Below are 24,330 nucleotides of genomic sequence, written 5' to 3'. Positions count from 1 at the left end.
CTATGCGGCGGGCGCTGCAGGCGCTATGCGCAGCGGTATGGTGATCGGCCCATCGTTGACCAGGTGCACCTGCATCTCGGTGGCGAAGCGGCCGGTGGCCACCACCGGGTGCAGCGCACGCGCCTGCTGCACCACGTAGTCGAACAGGCGCCGCCCGTCCTCGGGTGCTGCGGCCTGGGTAAAGCTCGGGCGGTTGCCGCCCGTGGTGTCGGCCGCCAGCGTGAACTGGCTCACCAGCAGCAGGCCGCCCGCCACGTCCTGAACGCTGCGGTTCATCTTGCCGGCATCGTCGGCAAAGATGCGCAGCTTGAGCAGCTTGGCCAGCAGTTTGTCGGCCTCGGCCTCGGTATCGCCGCGCTCGGCGCACACCAGCACCAGCAGGCCGGCGCCGATGGCACCCACGGTGGTTCCATCCACATCCACGCGGGCTTCGCGCACGCGTTGCAAGACACTGATCACGTCACATCCTTGGGGTCGTCAAAATGGGCTTCCACATCGGTGGGCAGCAGTTCGATGGTCGCACGCAGGCCAGGCACGGCGGCCATCAGCGCCCGCTCCACCTGGCCACGCAAGTCGGCAGCCTGGCCCAGGGTCCAAATGGCTGGCACATGCAGATGCAGATCGACGAACTGGCGCTGGCCGGCCCGGCGCGTGGACACGTGGTCAAAGCGCAGCACCCCCGGTGCCTGCCCCTGCACGAACTGCTGCAGGGTGGCTTCAATGCGTGCCTGCACCGCGGGCGGGGCGGCCTCGTCCATCAATCCCTGGGATGAGCGCCAGACCAGCGACACGCCTTCCTTGAGGATGTTGATCGCCACGGCGATGGCGGCCACGGCATCAAGCCAGAGCCAGCCAGTGAGCGCCGCACCGGCAATGCCGACCAGCACCCCGGCCGAAGTCCACACGTCGGTGACGAGGTGGCGGGCATCGGCTTCCAGCGCAATCGAGCGGTACGCACGGGCGGACCGGAACATGAACCAGGCCAGCAGGCCGTTGAGGCCGGAACTCACCGCCGAGAGCACCAGGCCCCAACCCACCTGCTCCAGGGGTTGCGGGTCGAACAGCCGATGCCCGGCCGCCCAGAAGATGCCCAACGACACGCCAACGATCAGGATGCCTTCGAAGCCGGATGAAAAATACTCGGCCTTGTGGTGGCCGTACGGGTGGTTGTCGTCCGCCGGGCGTTGCGCCACGGTGACCATGGCCAGGGCAAAAATGGCGCTGGCCAGGTTGACGAAGGACTCCAGGGCGTCCGACAGCAGCCCCACCGAGCCGGTCACGTACCAGGCCAGCGTCTTGAGAACGATGGTGACCAGCGCCACGGCCACGGACGCCCACAGCAGGTTGCGCGGCGTGAACCAGGGGTGCAGGGTGGAGGCAGTGGGGGGCATGGGCGGGTGGAGGCGTTCGGACAGGATTACAACAGACCGGGCCGTGCCAGAATCCGCCCCATGACCAAGGCATGGCGTCACCGCCTCGCAGGATTGCTGTTGTGGGCCCTCGTGGCGGCTGCCGGTGCCGGCTGGCTGGCGCATGCGCGCGTGGAACAGCTGCGCGCGGCCTTCGATACGGACGCGCGCATCGTGCACCGGCTGCTGAGCCAGCGCGTGGTGCAGCACGATGCGGTGATGGCCACGCTGGCGCTGCTGCAGCCCCCGGTGCCCGGCGCCGTGGCCGACACGGCGGCGGCATCGACCCTGCCTCGCCTGCCGTCCGTCTACCCCCAGATCCTGGCCGTGCTGCAGCGCCCGGCTGCGGGTGCCTGGCCCGCTGCGCAGAAGGCCGCGCTGGATGCAGCCGAGGCGGCCTCGCGCCGCTCCGGCCGCGCCGAAATGGCCCTGGCCGACCTGGGCGCCGGCCGCTACCACCTGGTGCTGGCCGGCACCCCGGCCAGCTATGCGCTGCAGATCGACCTGGCGGCCACCGTGCCGCTGGACGAATGGCCCATGAACCCGGTGACCAGCCCGGTGCGTGTGGCGCTGGAGCGGGCCGGCCAGTCCTTCGTCGTGCAGCCAGGGCGCCGGCTGGACCGCATGGGCTGGCACTTCAGCGTGCACAAGCTGCTGGCATCGCCGAGCCAGCCCCTGGACGTGGTGGCCGAGCGCACCGTGACCCCGGCCGAACTGCCCTGGTGGGCCATGCTGGGCTGGTGCGTGCTCACGGCAGCGCTCTGGGCCGGCGCGCTGGCCTGGTGGCGCCAGCGCGTGGCACGCCAGCGGGCCGAAGAGCTGCTGCGCCTGGGCCAGGTGGCCCGGCTCAATACCCTGGGCGAGCTGGCAGCCGGCATGGCGCACGAGCTCAACCAACCCCTCACGGCCTTGCTGGCCAGCACCCAGGCCGCCAAGCGCCTGCTGGGCGAATCGCCACCCGACCTGGACACCGCCTTCGACGCCATGGGCCGCGCCGTGGAGCAGGCGCGTCGCGCATCGGCCGTGGTGGGCCGGCTGCGCCGCCTGGTCGAGCGCCCCGACCTGGCCGGGCAGGCCCATCCGCTGGCCCTGCCCGCCGCCGTGCAGGACGTACTGCACCTGGTGGAGCCCGAACTGCAGCAGCGCGGCGTGGCACTGGTCCTGGAGGCGGAACCCGACCTGCCTGCGGTGCTGGCCGAACCCGTGGCCCTGCAGCAGATCGTGCACAACCTGGTGATGAATGCCCTGCAGGCCATGGAGCAGGTGCCGGCCGCCGAGCGCCGGCTGGAGCTGCACCTGGCCCGGCAGGACACGGGCCAGGTGGCACTGACCGTGCGCGACCATGGCCCGGGCATACCGGCCGAGGCGCGCGAGCGCCTGTTCGAGCCCTTCTACACCACGCGCGAAGGCGGCCTGGGCCTGGGGCTCACGCTGTGCGAAAGCCTGGCCCAGGCCATGGGTGCGCAGCTGTGGCTGGCACCCGCTGCAGGCCGGGGCGCGGCCTTCGTGCTGGTGCTGCCGGTCACGGCGCAGGCCCCCGCTGCAGCGCACCCGGCTGCCCCCCTCCACACCCCCGTGCTTCCATGACCGACCATGCCACGCCCCTGTCCCCGCTGATCCACCTGGTGGACGACGATGCCGCCGTGCGCGAGGGCCTCGCCCTGCTGATCGGCACCGTGGGCCTGCGGGTGCAGGCCTGGGCCGACCCGTTGGCCTTTGCCGCAGGCTTCGACCGCGCCAGCATCGGCGCCATCGTGCTTGACGTGCGCATGCCGGGCACCAGCGGTCTGGCCCTGCTGGAGCACCTGCTCAAGCAGGGCGTGGACCAGCCTGTGATCATGCTCACCGGCCATGGCACGGTGGACATGTGCCGCCGCGCATTCAAGGCTGGTGCTGCCGAGTTCCTCGAAAAGCCGGTGGACGACGAGGTGCTGCTCGAAGCGCTGCAGAACGCGGTGCGCCAGCACGTGCGCTCGCGCGAGCGCCACCAGGCCGACCAGCAGGCACGCGAGCGCCATGCCCAGCTCTCGGCGCGCGAACGCGAGGTGCTGGGCCTGATCGTCGAAGGCCTGACCAACAAGGAGATCGGCCGTGCGCTGGAGCTCTCGCCTCGCACCGTGGAAACCCACCGCGCCAACCTGTTCGCCAAGCTCGGGGCCGAGTCGCTGGCCCAGTTGATAAGGCGCTACGCCGCGCTGGTGGACGGCGCTCCGTAGTTCTACGGAGGCCCGCGCGTAGCCGCACGAATGGCGCCGGCGGCCCGCATTTTTTACAGTTCTCCCACGGCCTGACGACCTGCCAGGCCGGCCTTCCAAACCACCGGAGAACACACCATGCAACGCCACTTCAAGACCGCCGCCATCGCCCTCGCTTTCGTCGCCACCGCTGCCAGCGCCGAAGGCGTGCGCACCGAAAAGAACATCTCGCTGGACCTGGCCACGCAGATCGCCGCCCAGACCGTAGCCACCTGCACCGCCAACGGCTATGCCGTGACCGCCACCGTGGTGGACCGCGCCGGCACCGTGCGCGCCGTGTACCGCGCCGACAATGCCGGCCCGCACACGCTGGAAGCCAGCCGCCTGAAGGCCTACACCTCGGCATCGGCCAAGAACACCACGCTGGCCATGATGGAAGGCGCCCAGAAGAACCCCGCTGCCGCCAACCTGGTCAACATCCCCGGCTACCTGCTGCTGGGCGGCGGCGTGCCCGTGAAGGTGGGCAACGAAGTCATCGGCGCCGTGGGCGTGGGCGGTGCGCCCGGCGGCCACCTGGACGAGCAGTGCGCTGTGGCCGGCATCGCCAAGGTGCAGGACCTGCTCAAGTAAGCCACACCTGACCGACCAGGAAAGAGCCATGGCCCACCGCACCGCCCCTTCTTTTTCGAGCACGGCGCGTGCGCTGTGCGCCATTGCCGCCACCCTGGCCTTCGCTGCCCTGCAGCCGGCCCAGGCCCAGGTTCCGCCCAACCCGGCGGAACTGGCGGCCTACCAGGGCGTGCATGCCGCTGCGGCACAGGGCGACACTGCCGCCCTGCAGCGCCTGCTCGCAGGCCCGAGTGCCGCAGCACAGCTCAATGCCCGCGACGCCCACGGCCGCACGCCCCTGCACGTGGCCGCCTTCGCGCGCCAGCGCGAGGCCATCCGCTTGCTGGCCAGGGCCGGTGCTGGGCTGGATCTGCTGGAAAACGACCGCTACGACGCGGTGACGATTGCCGCCGTGGCCGACGACGAGGACACCCTGGCCCTGCTGCTCTCGCTGGGTGCCAGCGCGAAGCAGGTGACCAGCCGCTACGACGGCACGGCCCTGATCGCCGCCGCCCACCTGGGGCATGACGGCGTAGTGCGCCAGCTGATCGCGGCCGGCGCACCGCTGGACCATGTGAACAACCTGCACTGGACGGCGCTGATCGAGTCCATCGTGCTGGGCAACGGCGGGCCACGCCACCAGGCCACGCTCAAGGCCCTCGTCAAGGCGGGGGCCAGCCAGGCACTGACCGACCGGCAGGGCAACACGCCGCTGCAACTGGCAAAGCAGCGGGGCTACGATGCCATGGTGCAGATGCTGGTCAGTCGGTGACCAGGCGGGCCTTCACGGACTTGCCTTTGACCTTGCCGCTGTTGAGGCGGTCGGCCACCTGGCGGCCCACGGTGCGGTCCACCGCCACGTAGGTGGAGAACTCGTTGACGTTGATCTTGCCGATCTGCTCGCGGGTGAAGCCCATCTCGCCGGTGAGCGCACCGAGCACGTCGCCGGCACGGATCTTCTCCTTGCGGCCACCGATGATCTGGATGGTGGCCATGGGCGGCACCAAGGGGCCGCTGCCCGTGGGCGTGAGTTCGGCCAAGGGGTAAAAGCGTGATTCGCGGCCCTGCAGCTGCTCGATCTTGCCCACGCTGCCCATCTCGTCCATGCTGGCCAGGTTCAGCGCCAGGCCCTCGGCATCACCCCGGCCGGTGCGGCCAATGCGGTGGATGTGCACCTCGGCGTCGGGCGTCACGTCCACGTTGATCACCGCTGCCAGGTTGGCGATATCGAGACCGCGCGCGGCCACGTCGGTGGCCACCAGCACCGAGCAGCTGCGGTTGGCGAACTGCACCAGCACCTGGTCGCGCTCGCGCTGCTCCAGCTCACCATACAGCGCCAGGGCGCTGAAGCCCTGGGCCTGCAGCACGGCCACCAGGTCGCGGCACTGCTGCTTGGTGTTGCAAAAGGCCAGCGAGGACTCGGGCCGGAAATGGTCCAGGATCTGCGACACGGCGTGCAGGCGCTCGGAATTCTTCACCTCGTACCAGCGCTGCTCGATCTTGCCCTCGGCATGCTGGGCCTGCACCGTGATCTGCTCGGGCGCCTTCATGAACTGCTGGCTCAGCCTGGCGATGCCCTCGGGGTAGGTGGCCGAGAACAGCAGGGTCTGTCGTTCCTTGGGGCACTGGCGCGCCACGGTGGCGATGTCGTCGAAGAAACCCATGTCCAGCATGCGGTCGGCCTCGTCGAGCACCAGGGTGTTGAGCGCTTCCAGCGACAGGTGCTGGCGCTCCAGGTGGTCCATCACCCGGCCGGGCGTGCCGACCACGATGTGGGCACCGTGCTCCAGGCTCACGGTCTGGCCGCGCAGCGGCACGCCGCCGCACAGGGTGACGACCTTGATGTTCTCCTCGGCCCGCGCCAGGCGGCGGATCTCGGTGGTCACCTGGTCGGCCAGCTCGCGCGTGGGGCACAGCACCAGCGCCTGCACGGCAAAGCGGCGCGGGTTGAGGTTGGCCAGCAGGGCCAGGGCGAAGGCCGCCGTCTTGCCGCTGCCGGTGCTGGCCTGGGCGATCAGGTCCTTGCCCAGCAGGGCGGGCGGCAGGCTGGCGGCCTGGATAGGGGTCATCTGCGTGTAGCCCAGCTGCTGCAGATTGGCCAGCGTAGCGGGGCTCAGGGCCAGCGTGCTGAAGTCAGTGCCGGCTTGGTTTTCTTTGGAGGTCATGGCCCCGATTATCCGGGGCGAGTCGGAAAAGACCTATTTGCCCTGCCATGTGCATAGGGAGAACTACCTTACGCCTGCGTCAGGTGAATCGGCTATAACGGAATACAGCGCAGGAACCGGGTGGCACATGCCAGAAACGATCAACGCATCCAGCACCGCCGAGCAGGGCCGCTCCAGCGACCTGCTGCTGCGCCTGATCGCGGACTCCGTGCCCGCGCTGATGGCCTATTTCGACCTGCCCGGCCTGCACTGCCTGTTCGCCAACCAGGGCTATGCGGCCTACAACGGCCATTCCACCGAATCCATCCTCGGCCTCACGGTGCAGGAAGCCATTGGCGACAAGGCCTGGCAGGCCATACAGCCCCATGTGGAGCGCTCCACCCGGGGCGAGCACGTCAAGTACGCGCGCGAGCAGACCCTGCCCAATGGCGAAGTGCGCATGATCGAAGTGAATCTCATCCCGCACTTCGAAGGCGCGCAAAAGGATCGGCAACTGGGCTCCTTCGTGCTGATCACCGACATCACCGAGCGCTGGCGTGCCGAGCGCTCGGTGCGCGAGAGCGAAGAGCGCATGCGCAAGTTCACCGAAGCCACGGACGAGGCCATCGTGTTCCACCGCGACGGCCTGATCTCCGACGGCAACGAGGCCTTGTACCGGCTCACCGGCTATGCGCTGCACGAGGTGGTGGGCCTGTCCATCTTCAACTTCATCAGCCCCGAATGGCGCGCCGTGGCGCTCGACTACACGCGCAGCGGCCGCGAAGACCCCTACGAGGTCACCATACGCCACAAGGATGGGCATGCCATCCCGGTGGAGGTGGTGGGCAAGACCATGCCGTTCCACCATGCGGACTACCGCATCGTGGTGGTGCGCGACATCACGGCGCGCAAGCAGGCGCAGGAGCGCGAGGCCTTCAACGCCCTGCACGACTCGCTCACGCAGTTGCCCAACCGCCGCCACCTGATGGACCAGTTGGCCAAGGCGCTGGCCCGCCGCCAGGGCCAGGTGGCGGTGCTGTTCGTGAACCTGGACCATTTCAAGACCGTGAACGATTCGCTCGGCCACCACGCCGGCGACCAGCTGCTGCGCGAAGTGGCCGACCGGCTGCGCCACGCTGTGGGCGAAGCCGACGTGGTGGCCCGCCTGGGCAGCGACGAGTTCGTGCTGGTGCTCACCAGCATCCACGCGCCCGAGGATGCGGCCCGGGTGGCCGACGCCGTGCTGCAGGCCATGCGCACTGTCTTCACGGTAGGCCACCTGCCGCTGACCATGTCGCCGTCCATCGGCATCAGCCTGTTCCCGGACGATGGGGCCACCGGCGACGCGCTGCTGCGCTGCGCCGACGCGGCCATGCAGCAGGCCAAGGACAGCGGCCGCGGCAACCGCCAGTTCTACCAGCCCGGTATGGACCTGCGCGCCATGGAAGTGCTGCAGCAGGAGCGCCTGCTGCGCGAGGCCATCGCAGACAACGCCTTCGTGCTGCACTACCAGCCGCAGATCTGCCTGAAGGACGGCACGCTCCGGGGCTTCGAGGCCCTGGTGCGCTGGAACCACCCGGTGCGCGGTCTGGTGGGCCCCACCGATTTCATCGCTTTCGCCGAGTCGCGCGGGCTCATCACGCCGATTGGCCGCTGGGTGCTGCACGAGGCCTGCCGCCAGCTCAAGGCCTGGCAGGACGAGGGGCTGGCCCTGGTGCCGGTGGCCGTGAATTTGTCGGCCCTGGAGTTTCGCCAGCGCGATGTGGCCGGCGAGATTGCCGCGGCCCTCACGGCCACGGGCCTGGCACCTCAGTACCTGGAAATCGAGCTGACAGAATCGGTGCTGATGCACCAGACCGGCCAGGTGCTCGGTACGCTGCAAGCGCTCAAGGACCTGGGCGTGGGCATCTCCATCGATGATTTCGGCACCGGCTACTCGTCGCTGGCCTACCTCAAGCGCTACCCCATCGACAAGCTCAAGATCGACCGCTCCTTCGTGATGGACACCCCGGGCAGCGCCGACGACGTGGCCATCGTCACCGCCATCGTGCAGATGGGACGCAGCCTGCAGCTCAAGACCGTGGCCGAGGGGGTAGAGACGGCCGAGCAGATGGCCCTGCTGCGCAGCCTGGGCTGCGACCTGATCCAGGGACACCTGATCTCCGTGCCCCTGGACGCCCCGGCCATCCGCCAGTGGCTGCTGGGCCAGGGCGCGCAAACTGCGGCCTGAACGCCACACCGGCCCCGGGAGAGGGTCCGACAGGGCGGTTTCCCGTGAATTTCTGGTGCAGTGCAGGTAGCTGTCATCCCCACCACCCCGCCGCATGTGGACAATAGGGCCATGCCCCTGATTCCCGACTTCATTGCCCCCACCCGCCACACCGACCCGGCCGAGGCCCTGGCCCAGGTGCAGCGCATCTACCAGCAGCAGATCGGCCACCTGCGCGAGGCCATGCACCAGTTCGTGTCCGGCGATACGCCGGCGGGGCATGTACGCGCCTTCTACCCCTTCGTGCGCATCCACACCACCACGGTGGCACGGGCGGACACCAAGCTGGCCTATGGCTTCGTGGAAGGGCCCGGCCGCTACGAGACCACGCTGACCCGCCCGGACCTGTTTGGCCACTACTATGCCGAGCAGTTCCGCCTGCTGCGCAAGAGCCACAACGTGGAGCTGGAAGTGGGCACCAGCGCACAACCCATTCCGATCCACTTCTCGTTCGCCGAGCACGACCACATCGAAGGCACGCTGACGCAGGAGCGCCGCATGCTGATGCGCGACGTGTTCGACCTGCCCGATCTGGCCGCCATGGACGACGGCATCGCCAACGGCACCTGGGCGCCGCGCCAGGGCGAGGCACAGCCGCTGTCGCTGTTCACCGCGCCACGTGTGGACTACTCGCTGCACCGCCTGCGCCACTACACGGGCACGGCACCCGAGTGGTTCCAGAACTTCGTGCTGTTCACCAACTACCAGTTCTACATCGACGAGTTCGTGCGCCTGGGCCATGCCGAGATGGCCAAACCCGACAGCGAGTACGTGGCCTTCATCGAGCCGGGCAACGTGATCACGCGCCGCGTCGGCCTGCCGGCGGCGGAGGCCGACGCCCTGGGCGTGGCCCCGCCGCGCCTGCCGCAGATGCCCGCCTACCACCTGGTGCGCCAGGACCGCAGCGGCATCACCATGGTCAACATCGGCGTGGGCCCGGCCAACGCCAAGACCATCACCGACCACATCGCCGTGCTGCGCCCGCATGCCTGGATGATGCTGGGCCACTGCGCTGGCCTGCGCAACAGCCAGCAACTGGGCGACTATGTGCTGGCGCATGCCTACGTGCGCGAAGACCACGTGCTCGACGAGGAGTTGCCGCTGTGGGTGCCGATCCCGGCGCTGGCCGAGATCCAGGTGGCGCTGGAGCAGGCCGTGGCCGACGTGACCCAGATCGCCGAAGCCGACCTCAAGCGCATCATGCGCACCGGCACCGTGGCCAGTACCGACAACCGCAACTGGGAGCTCTTGCCCGACAACATGCCCCAGCGCCGCTTCAGCCAGAGCCGCGCCGTGGCGCTGGACATGGAAAGCGCCACCATCGCGGCCAACGGTTTCCGCTTTCGCGTGCCCTACGGCACCCTGCTGTGCGTGAGCGACAAGCCGCTGCACGGCGAGATCAAGCTGCCCGGCATGGCCAACCACTTCTACCGCGAGCGGGTGGACCAGCACCTGCGCATCGGCATGCGCGCCATCGAGATCCTGCGCGAGGGCGGCATTCACCGCCTGCACAGCCGCAAGCTGCGCAGCTTTGCCGAGGTGGCATTCCAGTAATACCATCCCCGCCACACGGCGGCGCACCCATCCATGCCACTGGACTTTCTGACACTGATGGCGGTGATGGCCGCCAACCTGTTCATGATCTCGGCCGCCCTGCCGCTGATCATGGGCCCCGGGGTGAGCCCGGCGGCCCGCTGCGTGCAGGCCAGCATGCTGCTGCAGGCCACGGCCTGGGCCGCCATCATCGCGGCTGGCTACTGGTGGGACCAGGCCCTGTCCACCCTGTCGGTGGCCTGCAACGCGCTGGCGCAGTGGATGCTGTACCGCGCCCTGGGCGAATGGCTGGGCGAGCGGCCCTTGAAGTCCCTGCTGCGGGTGCTGGTGGTGATCACCCCGCTGGGCTACACGCTCGCCTTTGGCGACTATGCCTGGCGCGTGGGCTGGGCCAACCTGCTGATGGCCGCCATCCTGCTCATCGTGGCACGCGCCACGCTCTACCCTGCACGCTATGCCGACCCGCGCTGGCGGCGCCTGCTGATGGCCTGCCTGGTCACCTCGGCGGCGTTCACCCTGGCGCGCGGCATGCTGGGCGCCTTCACCGACCAGTACCCGAGCTTTCGCACCCCCCACCCCGTGAACCTGGCGGCGGCCGTGGCCACCAATGTCTGCTTGGTGCTGGGCACCGTGGCCCTGCTGGTGGCCTGGCGTGCCGAGGCCGAGCAGAAGCTGCGCGCGCTGGCCATGACCGATGGGCTCACCGGCGTGCTCAACCGACGCGGCTTCACCAAGCAGGCCGAGAACATGCTCTCGCACGCCTGGCGCCACCACCTGCCGCTCACGGCACTGGTGCTGGACCTGGACTATTTCAAGCAGATCAACGACACCCACGGCCATGAGAGGGGCGACCGGGCGCTGAAACTCTTCGCCCGCCTGCTGGAAGAAACCTGCCGCACCGGTGACCTGGTCGGGCGGCTCGGCGGCGAGGAATTCGGTGTGCTGCTGCTGCACAACAGCGCGCCTGCGGGACTTGCCTTCGACCGCCGCCTGCGCACGCGCCTGCACGACGCCAGCTCTGCCGAACTGGGCTTTGCGCTTGACTACAGCGCCGGCATGGCCGTGCTGCTGCCTGCGGAAACGCGCCTGCCCGACCTGATGGGCCGGGCCGATGCCGCGCTTTACCTGGCCAAGGCACAAGGGCGCGGCCGGATGGTTGAAGCCTGAGAGGCTGAGAGTCTTTCGTCCATGCCCGCCTTGCACGCCAAAACACCCCGGCTCGTCGTTGCAAATGCGCGCCATAGCCCGAGCTATGGCTGTGCTTTGCGCCTAGATCCAGGGCGTTCTGGCGCGCCCCTCGGACACGGCCAAAAAACTCCCAGCCTCTGAGCGCACCCCGTATTCCGGTATCGCACACAATCGGTGCATGAAGGATCTATTCGAAGTGCGCGATCTGCGCAAAAGCTATGGTGAGACAACGGTGGTCAACGATGTCTCGTTCGCCATTGCCCCCGGTGAATGTCTGGGCGTGATCGGCCCCAACGGCGCGGGCAAGACCACCACCATCCGCATGTGCCTGGGCCTGGCCAACCCCGACAGCGGCAGCGTGCGCTTTTACCCCAGCGCTGGTGCTGCCCCGCTGCACATGCCGCACGACGCCCTGGCCATCAAGGCGCAGATCGGGGTGGTGACGCAGTTCGACACGCTGGACCCGGATTTCACCTGCTACGAAAATCTGCGCGTGTTCGGCCGCTACTTCGGCATCAAGGGCCCGGCCATGGACGAGCGCGTGCCCAAACTGCTCGAATTCGCGGCCCTCACGCACAAGGCCAACGCCAAGCCCGGCGAACTCTCTGGCGGCATGAAGCGGCGCCTGAGCCTGGCGCGCGCCCTGGTCAACGACCCGCGCCTGCTGCTGCTGGACGAGCCCACCACGGGCCTCGACCCCCAGGCCCGCCACTTGATGTGGGAGCGGCTGCAACTGCTGCTCCAGCAGGGCAAGTCCATCCTGCTCACCACCCACTTCATGGACGAGGCCGAGCGCCTGTGCTCGCGCCTGCTGGTGCTCGACCACGGCAAGAAGATCGCCGAAGGCCGCCCGCGCGAACTCATCGCCCAGCACCTGGAGCCAGACGTGGTGGAGGTTTTCGGGGTGGGCGCCGTGGCGCTGGCCGAAGATGCCGCGCTGCGCAGCCTGGCGGCGCGCGTGGAAGTCAGCGGCGAAACGGTGTTCTTCTACACCCAGAATGCCCAGCCGCTGCTGCACGCGCTGGGCGCGCACCCGCATCTGCGCACCCTGCACCGGCCTGCCAACCTGGAGGATCTGTTCCTCAAGCTCACCGGCCGGCAGATTCGCGAGGATGGTTGAACGGGATCAGGCCTTCCGTGGCTTGACTTTGCTGGCGGCCAGCTTTGCGTTGTCGCGCGCGGTGTGCACGTCCGCCGCACGCGCCAGGGCCACGCCCATGCGGCGCTTGGTGAAGCTCTCTGGCTTGCCGAACAGGCGCAGGTCGGTATCGGGCACGCGCAGGGCCTCTTCCACGCCGTCGAAGACGATGCCCACGGCGTCCACGCCGCCGTAGATCACGGCGCTCGCGCCGGGGTTGCGCAGGCTGGTGTCCACCGGCAGGCCCAGGATGGCGCGGGCGTGCAGCTCGAACTCGCTCTGGTTCTGGGTGCACAGGGTGACCAGGCCGGTGTCGTGCGGGCGGGGGCTCACTTCGCTGAACCAGACGTCCTGGCCCTTGACGAACAGCTCCACCCCGAACAGGCCCTGGCCGCCCAGGTTGTCGGTCACGGCTTTGGCGATCTGGCGCGATTTTTCGAGCGCTGCCGGGTGCATGGGGTGGGGCTGCCAGCTTTCCACGTAGTCACCGCTGACCTGCACGTGGCCGATGGGGTCGCAGAAATGGGTCTCGATCTGGCCATCGGCGCCCACGGCGCGCACGGTGAGCTGGGTGATCTCGTAGTCGAAGTCGATGAAGCCCTCGACGATGACGCGGCCGTGGCTCACCCGCCCGCCAGCCATGGCGTAGTCCCAGGCGGTCTTCACGTCGCCGGGGCCGTCGATCTTGCTCTGGCCCTTGCCCGAGCTGCTCATCACCGGCTTGACGATGCAGGGGTAGCCGATGCCGCCATCGATGGCAGCCTGCAGTTCTTCCAGCGAGTTACAGAATTGGTAGGGGCTGGTGGGCAGGGCCAGGGTCTCGGCGGCCAGCACGCGGATGCCTTCGCGGTCCATGGTCAGGCGCGCGGCGCGTGCGGTGGGGATCACGCGCACGGTACCGGCGGCTTCCAGCTCTTCGAGCATGGGGGTGGCGATGGCCTCGATCTCGGGCACCACCAGGTGCGGGCGCTCGGCCTCGATCAGCGCCTTGAGCTGGGCCGGATCGCTCATGGTGATGGTGCGGCGGTGGTGGGCCACCTGCTGGCCGGGTGCGTTCTCGTAGCGGTCGACGGCAATGGTTTCCACGCCCAGACGCTGCAGCGCGATCAACACCTCCTTGCCGAGCTCGCCCGAGCCCAACAGCATGACTTTGGTGGCATGGGGGGACAGGGGGGTTCCGAAGGTGGTCATGGCGGTGCTTTCGACAGGATGGGAGGGGTGGAGAAAAGGAATCGGGCAGGCGGCTGCCCGCTCCGGGTAGCGACTTTAATGCACCGGACCGCCCGGACACCCATCGCGGCGGGCGCAAAACTTGCAAGAAGCACCCACATGACCGCCCCGCCATCCCCCGGCAAGCCCCGTGCTCAGGACACGCCCGACTGGCATGCGCAGGAGTTGCTGCTGATGCGCGAGGTGATGCGCCTGATCGGCCGCAGCCTGGCGCCGGGCTTGGTACTGCGCGAGATGCTGCACCTGATGAGCGAACTGCTGGGCCTGAACCGCGGGCGGATCGTGCTGGTGGATGCACCGGCGGGCGCGACCGCTGCTGCTGCGCGCACCTCCTCCATCCAGCACGCCTATGGCCTCACGCAGGCCGAGGTGGAGCGCGGGCGCTACGACTGGGGCGAGGGCATCACCGGGCGTGTGCTGTCTACAGGGCAGCCGGCCATCGTGCAGGACATCGATGCCGAGCCGCTGTTCCTGGCGCGTGCGGTGGAGCGCAGCCACCTGCCGCCCGAGACGGTAGCCTTCATCGCCCTGCCCATCGAACTCAACCACGCGCCCATCGGCGTGCTGGCCTGCCACCGCATCCGCAGCCGCCAGCGCCACCTGAACGACGACTTGGCCGTGCTGCGCGTGCTGGCCACGCTGGTAGGCCAGTTGCTGCAGCTCGAGGCCTTGGTGGCCGAGCAAACGCGCCAGTTGGAGGCACGCAACGCCGTGCTGGCCAACGCGCTCAACACCAAGAGCGCGCGCTACGGGCTGATCGGCAACTCGCCGCCGCTGCTGCAGGCGCTGGGCGAGCTCGAACGCGTCTCGCAGACCCAGGCCACGGTGCTGCTGCTGGGCGAGTCGGGCACGGGCAAGGAACTGTTCGCGCGCGCCGTGCACCTGGCCAGCGGCCGGCGCGACCGGCCCTTCATCAAGGTCAACTGCTCGGCCATACCGGATGCGCTGTTCGAGTCGGAGCTGTTCGGCTACGAGCGGGGCGCCTTCACGGGCGCCAGCACCGCGCGCGCGGGCTGGTTCGAGCAGGCCGACAGCGGCACCATCTTCCTCGACGAGATCGGCGAGTTGCCGCTGGCTATGCAATCGAAGCTGCTGCGCACCTTGCAGGAGGGCACGCTGGTGCGCCTGGGCGGGCAGCGCGAGGTGAAGGTCAACGTGCGCCTGGTGGCCGCCACCAACCGCGACCTGGCGCGCGAAGTGGAGGTCGGGCAGTTCCGCCAGGATCTGTACTACCGGCTCAACGTGATCCCGATCCGCCTGCCCTCGCTGGCCGAGCGGCGCGAGGACATCCGCGCACTGGCGCTGCACTTTGTGAGCCGCGCCAACCAGGCCCACCAGCGCAACGTGAACCTGGCGGCAGATGCCCTGGCGCGGCTGGAGGCCCACCCCTGGCCCGGCAACATCCGCGAACTGGGCAACCTGATCGAACGGATGGTGCTGCTGGCCGAAGGCACGCTGGTGACCGGTGCGGAGCTGGACCGCTTCCTTCCTGGCGCCATGGCCACCCAGCCGGCCCCCGTGGCAGCCCCCCCGGCGCAGGCGCCAGCCGAGGCGCCCCTGGTGCGCGACTACGCCCCGGCGCATTCCCACAGCGCCCACACCCTGCAGGCGGCCCTGGCCGAGCACCACGGCAACCAGTCGCGCGCGGCTCAAAGCCTGGGGCTCACGTTGCGCCAGTTCAGCTACCGCCTGCGCAAGGCGGGCCTGCGCTGAGCCTGGCGGCAGGCCCGCCACTGTGTCGACAATTTGTCGACACAGTGTTCAGGGCAGTCGCCAACAGTCCATGCAATCGAGGCCATGAAGCCCATTTTTGCTATCTATTGAGTAGCACCTGAAATAGCATGGGAAACGATTTCATGGGATTTCACGCTGAATCGGCCGCGCTGGCACACCTGTTGCAGTAAGGGAAGCAGGCCATCCTGCCCACCACCGCATCGAAAGGTTTCCCATGAGCACCGATTCCGACGCCGTCCTGATCTCGCCCACCCAATTGCAGGCCCTGCAGGCCGCAGAGCCCGTCGTCCTGATCGACACCCGCGACGCCGACACCTATGCCCTGGGCCACATCCCGGGTGCGGTGAACCTGCGCGAGACCTTCACCTTCCTGGCCACCTCCAGCCCCGAAGGCCTGCAGGAACTCAAGGACACCTTTGCCGCGCACCTGGGGGCCATCGGCCTGTCGGGCGCCGAGACGGCGGTGTTCTACGAAGACGCACTGAACAGCGGCTACGGCCAGTCCTGCCGCGGCTACTACCTGCTGACTTGGCTGGGCTACCCCAAGGTCAAGGTATTGAACGGCGGCTATTCGGCCTGGAAGGCGGCCGAGCTGCCGGTTTCCACCGAAGCCGTGGTGCCCACTCCCGCGATCTTCCCGACCAGCCTGGCCACCGCCGATGTGATGCTGACCAAGGACAACGTCGCCGAGGCCCTGGGCACCGACACCGTGCTGCTGGACGTGCGCGACGTGGACGAGTGGATCGGCGAAAGCTCCAGCCCCTACGGCAAGGACTTCGCACCGCGCAAGGGCCGCCTGCCGGGCGCCAAGTGGGTGGAGTGGTACCGCTTCATGAAGCCCTCAGCGCAAGGCCCGGTCTTCAAATCGCCGGACGAGGTGCGCGCCGAGTGCGCCACCGCAGGCATTGCCCCGAGCGACACGGTGTACCTGTACTGCTTCAAGGGCGCACGTGCGTCCAACACCTTCCTGGCCCTTAAGCAGGCCGGCTTTGCCGACGTGCGCATGTACTTCGGCTCGTGGAACGAATGGTCGCGTGACGACAAGCTGCCCATCGAGAGCGGCTTGCCCCTGCTGCGCACGGCGCGCAAACCCGCGCTGGCCCTGGCCGCCTGAGGCACTGGCGGGCGCCTCCATGCGCCCCTTCTCATTTCTCCATCTTTCATCAATGCACCAAGGAAACCCATGTCCACCGACCTGCTGGAACCCACCGCCCCCGTCACCACCGTCCACACCGCGTTGCGTCCCATCGACCGCGATGGCCTGATGGCCTTTGCCGAAAAAGGCCGCAACAACCCCGCCAGCCGCGGCACCAACAAGGTCCACACGGTGATGGAGGGGCAGTACCGCTCGCTGAGCACCGTGGGCCAGCACACGCCGGTGGTGGTGGACGAGCCACTGCACCTGTTCGGCCAGGACACGGCACCCGCCCCGGGCGAGATCGTGCTCTCGGGCCTGGGCGGCTGCCTGGCCGTGGGCATCACCGCCGTGGCCACCTGGAAGCAGGTCCAACTCAGCAAGATCGAGATCTTCATGGAGGGCGACATCGGCAACCCCGCTGCCTGGGGTGCCGGGGGCGCGCTGCAGAAGCTGCCCCCCGAGATGGGCTTCCAGGCGATCCGCGTGAAGGTGCTGATCGAGGGCGACGCACCGCGCGAAGTGCTCGACGAGATCGTGCAGCACGCCAATTTCTACTCGCCCGTGGCCAACAGCATGCGCAACCCGATCCCGTTCGAGATCAGCCTGGCCGACTGAGCTACCCGCCCGTCCCCGTCTTTGCCCTGCCGCGCACACCCAAGGACCCTGCCCCCATGAAACCCGCCGACCTCCCTCCCCAACTCCACCTGGACGGCGCCCTGCAGGGCGACGCACTGCTCGCCGCCGTGCGCGCCATCGCCCAGGGCCCGCTGGCCGCGCAGGCCGAGGCCATCGACCGCGTGGGCTACTACCCGCGCGCCGAGCTGCAGCAACTGGGCGCCGTGGGCGCGATGGGCGTGCACCTGGACAGCACGGCCGGACCGGCGGACTATGGCCTGGCCATCCGCGCCATGGCCGAGGTCTCGCGCGTGTGCGGTGCCACCGGCTTCATGTTGTGGTGCCAGGCAGTGTGCGGGCTGTACCTGCAGCAGTCGGGCAACCCCGCGCTGATGGGGGAGGTGCTGCAGCGGCATGCCGCTGGCACGGGCCTGGGCGGCACAGCGCTGTCCAACCCCATGAAGAGCTATGCCCAGATCGAGGCCCTGCTGCTCAAGGCCACGCCGGTGGACGGCGGCTACCTGGTGAACGGCACCCTGCCCTGGGTCAGCAACCTGGGGCCGGACCACTACTGTGGCGCCGTGGCGGCCATCGCCCAGCCTGAAGGCAGCGCGCCGCGCGAGCTGATGTTTTTGCTGCGCTGCGGTGCGCCGGGCGTGGAGATGCGCGAGTGCCCGAGCTTTTCGGGCATGGAGGGCACGGGCACCTACGCGCTGCGCCTCAAGGACCATTTCATCGGCGCCGACAACACCATTGCCGACCCCACTCGGCCAACCATCGCGCGCATCCGCGCCGCCTTCGTCATGCTGCAATGCGGCATGGCCGTGGGCATCACGCAGGGGGCCATCGACTCGATGTGGGCGGTGGAGGGCCAGCTCGGCCACGTCAACCAGTTCCTCGAAGACCGGCCCGACGCCCTGCAGGCCGAACTCGACGCGCTGACCGCGCGCGTGATGCGGCTGGCCGAGACGCCCTTCGACACCCGCACCGATTTCTTCATCGACGTGCTGGACGCCCGCGCCCATGGCGCCGAGCTGTGCCTGCGCGCAGCCCAGTCGGCCCTGATGCACCAGGGCGCGCGCGGCTATCTCATGAGCTCGGACGTGCAGCGCCGGGTGCGCGAATCGCACTTCGTGGCCATCGTCACCCCGGCCATCAAGCACTTGCGCAAGGAGATCGCGCGCCTGTCCACCGAGGAGATGCCGGCATGAGCGCTGCCGCCATCACCCACTCCACGCTGGCCGACGACCCCTGGCTGCAGTACATCTGCCACGCCTGCGGCTACATCTACGATGAGGCACAGGGCGACCCCGACGGCGGCCTGCCGCCCGGTACACGGTTTGCCGACATCCCCGAGGACTGGGCCTGCCCGCTGTGCGGCGTGACCAAGGGCGATTTCGAGCCCTACCTGGCACCCAGCCTGGAGGCGCTCCAGGCCCAGGCCCGCAGCCGCACGGCCAGCGCCCCCGCGGTCAGCCGCCATGCGGCCCCTGGCGTGGTCATCGTTGGCGCGGGCCGGGCCGGCTGGCTGGTCGCCGAAGCCCTGCGCGCCCTGAACGCGCAGCGCCCCATCACCCTGGTGACGGACTGCAGCGGCGATCTGTACGACAAGCCGCAGCTGTCCATCGCCATGGCCAAGCACCTGCCCGCCGAGCGCCTGGTGCGCGAAACCGGCACCGCCGCGGCGGCGCGCCTGAACCTGCGGCTGCTGGCACACACGCATGCCGTGCGCATCGACACATCTGCGAACGGTGGCACGTTGCGCACCACGCGCGGCCCGCTGCGCTACCAGCACCTGGTGCTGGCCCATGGCGCGCGCGCTGCCCTGCCCCCGGGGCTGCCGGCCGCGCTGTGCTGGCGCATCAACCACCTGCAGGCCTACCAGCGCCTGCGCGCCGCACTGGGACACAGCCCGCGCCGGGTGCTCATCGTGGGCGCCGGTCTGATCGGCTGCGAACTGGCCAACGACCTGGCACTGGGCGGCCACAGCATCACCCTGCTCGATACCGAGCCCCTGCCGCTGGCGCGCTGCGCCGGCGAAGCCCGCGCCAGCGAACTCCTGGCGGCATGGGGCAAATTGCCCATCGCGTTCGTCGGCGGCGCTCGCGTGGCCTCGCTCGATGCGCTAGCGGTGCCCGGCCCCGGCGGCGCCCTGCAGCTGACCACCACCGACGGCCGGCAGTTCACGGCCGACCAGGTGATCGTGGCCGCCGGCCTGCAGACCCCGCCGCGCCTGGCCCAGAGTGCCGGCCTGGCCTGGGATGGCGGCATTGCCGTGACACCCGCGCAATTGCAGACCAGCGTCCAGGGCATCCACGCCCTGGGCGACTGCATCACCATCGGCGGGCAGGCCAGCCGCTTCATCGAGCCCATCGCCCGGCAGGCGCGCACCATCGCGGCGGCGATTGCCGGGGCGGGCGATGTGCCGTATGAGCCCCGGCCCGCCTCCATCCGGGTCAAGACCAGCTCCTGGCCCATGAGCCTCTGATCGGTGAAACCCGGGCACGCAAAAAATATTTCAACTATTTTTCTGCGGGCCTGCATCCAAACGGCGTCCTCGTGGGTAGTACCTGCAGCAGCCCACTTTTTTGCTGCTGTCCATCCAACCCATTTGAAGAAGAGGAACGCCATGACGACCACCCAGCCAACGATCTCCCGCCTCATCCCCCTGGCCGGCGCCCTCGCCGCCGCAGCCCTGCTGACGGCCTGCGGCTCGATGATGGGCTCCAGCAGCGGGCCCATGTTCTCGCAGGACAGCCTGCCCGACACCGTGAAGGTGCCCGGCGGCAACAAGGTCGCCATGGAAACCGTGGGCGTGGGCGAGATCACCTACGAATGCCGCGACAAGGCCAACGCGCCCGGCCAGACCGAATGGTTCTTCGTGGGCCCCAAGGCCGTGCTCAACGACCGCGCCGGCAAGCAGGTCGGCACTTACTACGGCCCGCCCGCCACCTGGGAATCGCAGGACGGCTCCAAGCTGACCGCCACACAGGTGGCAGTGGCCCCGGCCGGTGCCGGCAACATCCCCTACCAACTGGTCAAGGCCAACCCGGCCATGGGCTCGGGTGCCATGACGGGCGTGACCTACATCCAGCGCGTGGCCTTGAAGGGTGGCGCGGCCCCCGCTGCCGCCTGCAGCGCCGCCAACAAGGGCGAGCGCCAGATCGTGAAATACCAGGCCGACTACATCTTCTGGAAGGCAGCGTAAGACGCCGCCTGCCATTGCAGGCGTGTACGCAATCCCCTGGAACACAGGGGATTGCGCGTGGATTCAGTAGCTTCTCGGCTACGATGCATCCACGCTCTGGGCCCGCGCGCTGCGCGGTGCCCAGCCACCGAACCGACCGTGCCAAGCCCCTCGCAACCCGTGCCTGACACCCCTGGCGATTTTGACTACGAAGCGGCCCTGGCCGGCTGCGCTGCCGGCGACCGCCAGGCCATGCGCCGGCTGTACGAGCACGAGGGCCCGCGCATGCTGGGCGTGGCGCTGCGCATCGTGCGCCAGCGGGCATTGGCCGAGGACATCGTGCACGACGCATGCGTGAACATCTGGAGCCGGGCCACGGGCTACGACGCGGCGCGCGGCAGTGCGCGCGGCTGGATCTACAGCGTGGTGCGCCACCTGGCGCTGAACGCCGTGCGCAACGCGCGCCGCCACGTCGATATCGACGAAGAAACCACCCACACCCTGGAGGCCGACATGTCCGTGCAGGCCTTCCATGACGCCGCCAGCAGCTTCGAGCTGAACACCAGCCTGGGCCGCCTGCAGCACTGCCTGGAGGCACTGGAGCCGGCGCGCCGCAATTGCGTGCTGCATGCCTATGTCGAAGGCTGCTCGCACGGCGAGATCGCCGAACGCCTGGGCGCGCCCCTGGGCACCGTGAAGGCCTGGATACGGCGCAGCCTGACCTCGCTGCGGGAGTGCATGGCATGAGCACGCCCTACCCCGAAGACCCGAACGACGACCTGCAGGTGGTGGCCGGCGAGTACGTGCTGGGCACGTTGCCCGCAGCCGAGCGCCTGGCCGTCTCTCAGCGCCTGGCCACCGAGCCTGCGCTGCAGCAGGCGGTGAACGACTGGGAGGATCGGCTGCTGCCGCTGACCCAACTGGCCGAGCCCGTGCCACTGCCTGCGCACCTGGCTTCTCGCATCGAGGCATCGCTACAGGGCACGCGCCAGCAGGCCAGGGCGCCGGCCGCACCTGCAGCAACAATGCGCCCGCGCAACACTTCCGGTGGCTGGTGGAACCACCTGGGCCTGTGGCGCGCGCTCGCGGGGTCGGGCTTTGCCATGGCGGCCGTGCTGGCAGCGGTGCTGGTCACCCGCACGGCACCGGTGGCAGCACCACCGAAATTCATGGTCGTGCTGGTGGCGCCGCAGGACAAGGCGCCCGGCTGGGTGGTGCAGGCCAGCTCGACCCGGCAGATCAGCCTGATACCGCTGGGCGTGGCCGAAGTGCCGGCCGACAAGGCGCTCGAGTTCTGGACCAAGGCCGACGGCTGGAACGGCCCCGTCTCGCTGGGCCTGGTCAAGCCCGGCCAGCCGCTGCAACTGGCCCTCGACAAGCTGCCGCCACTGCAGCCCAACCAGCTCTTCGAGCTGACGCTGGAGCCACCCACGGGCTCGCCCATCGGCAAGCCAACAGGGCCTATCCAGTTCATCGGCCGGGCCGTCCAGGTACTCTGAGCGCTGCTGCCGGCGAAGCGAGCAGACTCAGTACTGCTTATAGGGAAGGAACTTGCCCGAGAGAACCACATTGACGCGGTCGCCCTTGGGGTCGGCTTCACGCGTGATGTCCATGCTGAAGTCAATGGCGCTCATGATGCCGTCACCGAACTCCTCGTGGATCAGCTCCTTGATGGTCGTGCCGTAGACGCTCACGATCTCGTACCAGCGGTAGATCAGCGGGTCGGTAGGCACGGGTGTAGGCAGCGAACCCTTGTAGGGCACGACCTGCAGCCACTTCTGCTCTTCGGCCGTGAGGCCGAAGATCTTGCCCAGCACCTTGGCCTGCTCGGGCGATGCGGTCATCTGCCCCAGGCACAGGGCGGTGGTCCACTCCTTGGACTGGCCGACCTTCTTGGCAATGGCATCCCATTGCAGGCCCTTCGAGACTTTGGTGCTGATGATCTTTTCGGTGACGTCGTTGCGGTTCATGTTGGCTCCTTTGGGTTTGGACGTTGGAACAGGGGGCAAAAATTCAGGGTGCAGATCTCCCCGGCCACCCATGCAGGCGACCCGGCGGGGTGGTCTCTGGCGAGGTCAGTGGGCCTTGGCCCGGGTCACGAGAAAGTCCACGATGTGGTTGCGCAGCGCGTAGTAGCCGTCCAGGTGGTGCAGGCTGCTGCGCGTGCGTTCGCGCGGCAGCGGGTTCACCACCACCTCGGCGATGCCGCCCGGGTGGTAGCCCGCGGGCGACTCGTTGCCGTTGCTCATGAGCAGAATGCGGTCGGCCAGCAGGATGGCCTCGTCCACGTCGTGGGTGATCATGAACACCGTCTGCTGCGTCTGGCGCACGATGGCCATCAGCTCGTCCTGGATGGTGCCGCGCGTGAGCGCATCGAGCGCGCCGAAGGGCTCGTCGAGCAGCAGCATCTTGGGCTGGATGGAGAAGGCGCGCGCAATGCCCACGCGCTGCTTCATGCCGCCCGACAGCTGCGAGGGCTTCTTGTCGATGGCGGGCGACAGGCCCACCAGCGCGACAAACTTCTCCACATGCGCGTCGACTTGGGGCCTCTTCCAGTCGGGCCAGCGCGATTTGACGGCAAAGGCGATGTTTTGGCGCACCGTGAGCCAGGGCATCAGCGCGTGGCTCTGGAACACCACGCCCCGGTCCAGGCTGGGGCCGGCGACTTCGCGGCCGTCCATGATGACGGTGCCCGAGGTGGCGGTGTCCAGGCCCGCCAGCACGTTGAGGATGGTGGTCTTGCCACAGCCCGAGTGACCGATGATGCAGACGAACTCGCCCTTGTCGAGCACGAACGACACGTCGGCGAACACCGGCTTGGCGGCCCCATAGGCCTTGCTGAGCTGGTCGATCTGGAGGAAGCCGGAGGTCACGGGGGAGGCCTTTCGTTGCGGGGCATCGGTGGCGATGGTCTGGGTAGCGGCGGGGCGCTGGGCGACATCACTCCACATAGGTCACCACCTTCTGCAGTTGGCCGAAGGCCAGGTCAAGCAGCATGCCGACCACGCCGATCACCAGGATGGCGAAGATCACGTTGGTGAGCGACAGGTTGTTCCACTCGTTCCACACGAAGTAGCCGATGCCCGTGCCGCCCACCAGCATCTCGGCGGCCACGATCACCAGCCAGGCGATGCCCATGCTGATGCGCATGCCCGTGAGGATGGTGGGCGCCGCCGCTGGCAGGATCACCAGGAAGGCCTTGCGCAGCGGGTTGACCTGCAGCGTGGCCGAGACGTTGAGCCACTCCCGCTTGACCGAGGCCACGCCGAAGGCCGTGTTCACCAGCATCGGCCAGACCGAGCAGATGAAGATCACGAAGATGCCCGAGATCGACGAATCCTTGATGGTGTAGAGCGCCAGCGGCATCCACGCCAGCGGGCTGATGGGCTTGAGCACCTGAATGAACGGATCGAACGCACGGCGCAGCAATGGCGACATGCCGATGATGAAGCCCAGCGGTATCGCCACCAGGCAGGCCAGGCCAAAACCCAGCGCCACGCGGCCCAGCGAATGCGCCAGCTGGATGGCGATGCCCTTGTCGTTGGGCCCGTTGTCGTAGAACGGGTTGGACACATGGCTCCACACCGTGGCGCCCATTTCGCCCAGCGAGGGGAAACCGCTGCTCTTGGTGCTGGCACCCGGGTCCTTGCCCATCATCTTGGCGTATTCGATCTGCTCCGCCGTCATGCCCGCCGTGCTGTTGGCGGGGCCCGACGACGCCGTGGCCGCATACCAGATGCCCAGAATGGCCAGGAAGATCAGCACGGACAACAGGCCCGCGCGCAGGTTCAGACTCTTGGAACTTGTCATGTCAAATCTCCGTGCGCTTCACAAATCCACCAGCCCGCGAACGGGCAGGGCCGAAGCCAGTGCCCCCGCGCAAGGGCCGCCACCCCGCGTAGGCGGCGCTTCGCTGGCGT

At 68.6% G+C, this 24,330-nt stretch carries 23 protein-coding genes; 16 read left to right on the top strand and 7 right to left on the bottom strand.

Translation table 11 applies throughout. From position 1 onward, the window contains the following. Positions 1-459, bottom strand: a complete 459-nt coding sequence (dtd, locus tag ASE31_RS02490; protein ID WP_057199944.1) for a D-aminoacyl-tRNA deacylase — start codon at positions 457-459, stop codon at positions 1-3. Then, positions 456-1,391, bottom strand: coding sequence for a cation diffusion facilitator family transporter (locus ASE31_RS02485; RefSeq protein WP_057199943.1), 936 nt, complete (start codon positions 1,389-1,391; stop codon positions 456-458). The genes dtd and ASE31_RS02485 overlap by 4 nt, the downstream gene beginning before the upstream one ends. 60 nt (positions 1,392-1,451) lie before the next feature. Here ASE31_RS02485 and ASE31_RS02480 point away from each other — a divergent pair, with 60 nt between their 5' ends. From ASE31_RS02480 to ASE31_RS02465, 4 genes are all read left to right on the top strand, one after another. Further along, positions 1,452-2,996, top strand: a complete 1,545-nt coding sequence (locus ASE31_RS02480) for a sensor histidine kinase (protein ID WP_057199942.1) — start codon at positions 1,452-1,454, stop codon at positions 2,994-2,996. Then, entirely contained in the window at positions 2,993-3,625 is a 633-nt protein-coding gene (locus tag ASE31_RS02475; protein WP_057199941.1) for a response regulator transcription factor, read from the top strand. Before ASE31_RS02480 ends, ASE31_RS02475 begins: the two co-directional genes overlap by 4 nt. A 117-nt stretch (positions 3,626-3,742) precedes the next feature. Next, the gene (locus ASE31_RS02470; RefSeq protein ID WP_057199940.1) at positions 3,743-4,234 is read left to right on the top strand and encodes a heme-binding protein; all 492 of its coding nucleotides are present in this window, start codon (positions 3,743-3,745) and stop codon (positions 4,232-4,234) included. Between the two features lie 28 nt (positions 4,235-4,262). After that, entirely contained in the window at positions 4,263-4,985 is a 723-nt protein-coding gene (locus ASE31_RS02465) for an ankyrin repeat domain-containing protein (protein WP_157412310.1), read from the top strand. On the opposite strand, the gene dbpA is transcribed toward ASE31_RS02465, so the two are convergent. Continuing rightward, the gene (gene dbpA / locus ASE31_RS02460) at positions 4,975-6,378 is read right to left on the bottom strand and encodes an ATP-dependent RNA helicase DbpA (protein ID WP_057199939.1); all 1,404 of its coding nucleotides are present in this window, start codon (positions 6,376-6,378) and stop codon (positions 4,975-4,977) included. The two genes, ASE31_RS02465 and dbpA, sit on opposite strands and share 11 nt — an antisense overlap. Positions 6,379-6,505: 127 nt before the next feature. Between dbpA and ASE31_RS02455 the strand changes: the two genes are divergently transcribed. From ASE31_RS02455 to ASE31_RS02440, 4 genes are all read left to right on the top strand, one after another. Further along, positions 6,506-8,587: a bifunctional diguanylate cyclase/phosphodiesterase gene (locus ASE31_RS02455; RefSeq protein ID WP_057199938.1), complete on the top strand. Its 2,082-nt coding sequence runs from the start codon at positions 6,506-6,508 to the stop codon at positions 8,585-8,587. A 111-nt stretch (positions 8,588-8,698) separates the two neighbouring features. Continuing rightward, complete coding sequence (locus tag ASE31_RS02450) at positions 8,699-10,180, top strand: AMP nucleosidase (protein WP_057199937.1); 1,482 nt, start codon at positions 8,699-8,701, stop codon at positions 10,178-10,180. A gap of 33 nt (positions 10,181-10,213) precedes the next feature. After that, positions 10,214-11,347, top strand: coding sequence for a GGDEF domain-containing protein (locus tag ASE31_RS02445; protein ID WP_057199936.1), 1,134 nt, complete (start codon positions 10,214-10,216; stop codon positions 11,345-11,347). A 199-nt stretch (positions 11,348-11,546) separates the two neighbouring features. Continuing rightward, positions 11,547-12,488 carry an ATP-binding cassette domain-containing protein gene (locus ASE31_RS02440; protein ID WP_057199935.1) on the top strand — a complete coding sequence of 314 codons (942 nt, stop codon included), beginning with the start codon at positions 11,547-11,549 and terminating at the stop codon, positions 12,486-12,488. A gap of 6 nt (positions 12,489-12,494) precedes the next feature. Here ASE31_RS02440 and purT read toward each other — a convergent pair whose 3' ends face one another. Further along, entirely contained in the window at positions 12,495-13,697 is a 1,203-nt protein-coding gene (gene purT / locus ASE31_RS02435) for a formate-dependent phosphoribosylglycinamide formyltransferase (RefSeq protein WP_057199934.1), read from the bottom strand. Positions 13,698-13,835: 138 nt separating this feature from the next. On the opposite strand from purT, the gene ASE31_RS02430 reads away from it, so the two are divergent. From ASE31_RS02430 to ASE31_RS02395, 8 genes are all read left to right on the top strand, one after another. Then, complete coding sequence (locus ASE31_RS02430) at positions 13,836-15,449, top strand: sigma 54-interacting transcriptional regulator (protein ID WP_057199933.1); 1,614 nt, start codon at positions 13,836-13,838, stop codon at positions 15,447-15,449. Positions 15,450-15,684: 235 nt separating this feature from the next. Then, entirely contained in the window at positions 15,685-16,584 is a 900-nt protein-coding gene (locus tag ASE31_RS02425) for a sulfurtransferase (RefSeq protein WP_057199932.1), read from the top strand. A gap of 69 nt (positions 16,585-16,653) precedes the next feature. Then, complete coding sequence (locus tag ASE31_RS02420; RefSeq protein ID WP_057199931.1) at positions 16,654-17,223, top strand: OsmC family protein; 570 nt, start codon at positions 16,654-16,656, stop codon at positions 17,221-17,223. 56 nt (positions 17,224-17,279) lie between these two features. Continuing rightward, positions 17,280-18,434 (top strand): acyl-CoA dehydrogenase family protein, encoded by a 1,155-nt coding sequence (locus ASE31_RS02415; protein ID WP_057199930.1) that lies wholly within the window; start codon positions 17,280-17,282, stop codon positions 18,432-18,434. Next, positions 18,431-19,711, top strand: coding sequence for an FAD-dependent oxidoreductase (locus ASE31_RS02410; RefSeq protein ID WP_057199929.1), 1,281 nt, complete (start codon positions 18,431-18,433; stop codon positions 19,709-19,711). The genes ASE31_RS02415 and ASE31_RS02410 overlap by 4 nt, the downstream gene beginning before the upstream one ends. Positions 19,712-19,852: 141 nt before the next feature. Next, the gene (locus ASE31_RS02405; protein WP_057199928.1) at positions 19,853-20,431 is read left to right on the top strand and encodes a DUF3455 domain-containing protein; all 579 of its coding nucleotides are present in this window, start codon (positions 19,853-19,855) and stop codon (positions 20,429-20,431) included. A 159-nt stretch (positions 20,432-20,590) separates the two neighbouring features. Continuing rightward, the gene (locus tag ASE31_RS02400; RefSeq protein WP_057199927.1) at positions 20,591-21,157 is read left to right on the top strand and encodes a sigma-70 family RNA polymerase sigma factor; all 567 of its coding nucleotides are present in this window, start codon (positions 20,591-20,593) and stop codon (positions 21,155-21,157) included. After that, entirely contained in the window at positions 21,154-21,909 is a 756-nt protein-coding gene (locus ASE31_RS02395; RefSeq protein WP_057200230.1) for an anti-sigma factor domain-containing protein, read from the top strand. Before ASE31_RS02400 ends, ASE31_RS02395 begins: the two co-directional genes overlap by 4 nt. Before the next feature lie 27 nt (positions 21,910-21,936). Here ASE31_RS02395 and cynS read toward each other — a convergent pair whose 3' ends face one another. The 3 genes from cynS to ntrB form a co-directional block, all read right to left on the bottom strand. Next, positions 21,937-22,380 carry a cyanase gene (gene cynS / locus ASE31_RS02390; protein ID WP_057199926.1) on the bottom strand — a complete coding sequence of 148 codons (444 nt, stop codon included), beginning with the start codon at positions 22,378-22,380 and terminating at the stop codon, positions 21,937-21,939. Between the two features lie 105 nt (positions 22,381-22,485). Continuing rightward, positions 22,486-23,361 carry an ABC transporter ATP-binding protein gene (locus ASE31_RS02385; protein WP_057199925.1) on the bottom strand — a complete coding sequence of 292 codons (876 nt, stop codon included), beginning with the start codon at positions 23,359-23,361 and terminating at the stop codon, positions 22,486-22,488. Continuing rightward, complete coding sequence (ntrB, locus tag ASE31_RS02380; RefSeq protein WP_057199924.1) at positions 23,351-24,220, bottom strand: nitrate ABC transporter permease; 870 nt, start codon at positions 24,218-24,220, stop codon at positions 23,351-23,353. Before ntrB ends, ASE31_RS02385 begins: the two co-directional genes overlap by 11 nt. Positions 24,221-24,330: the final 110 nt, after the last annotated feature.

It is taken from the genome of Acidovorax sp. Root217 (assembly GCF_001428645.1).
Taxonomy (GTDB): domain Bacteria; phylum Pseudomonadota; class Gammaproteobacteria; order Burkholderiales; family Burkholderiaceae_C; genus Acidovorax.
Note: the sequence above shows the minus strand (reverse complement) of the source record. Positions and strands in the feature narration are given on the sequence as shown.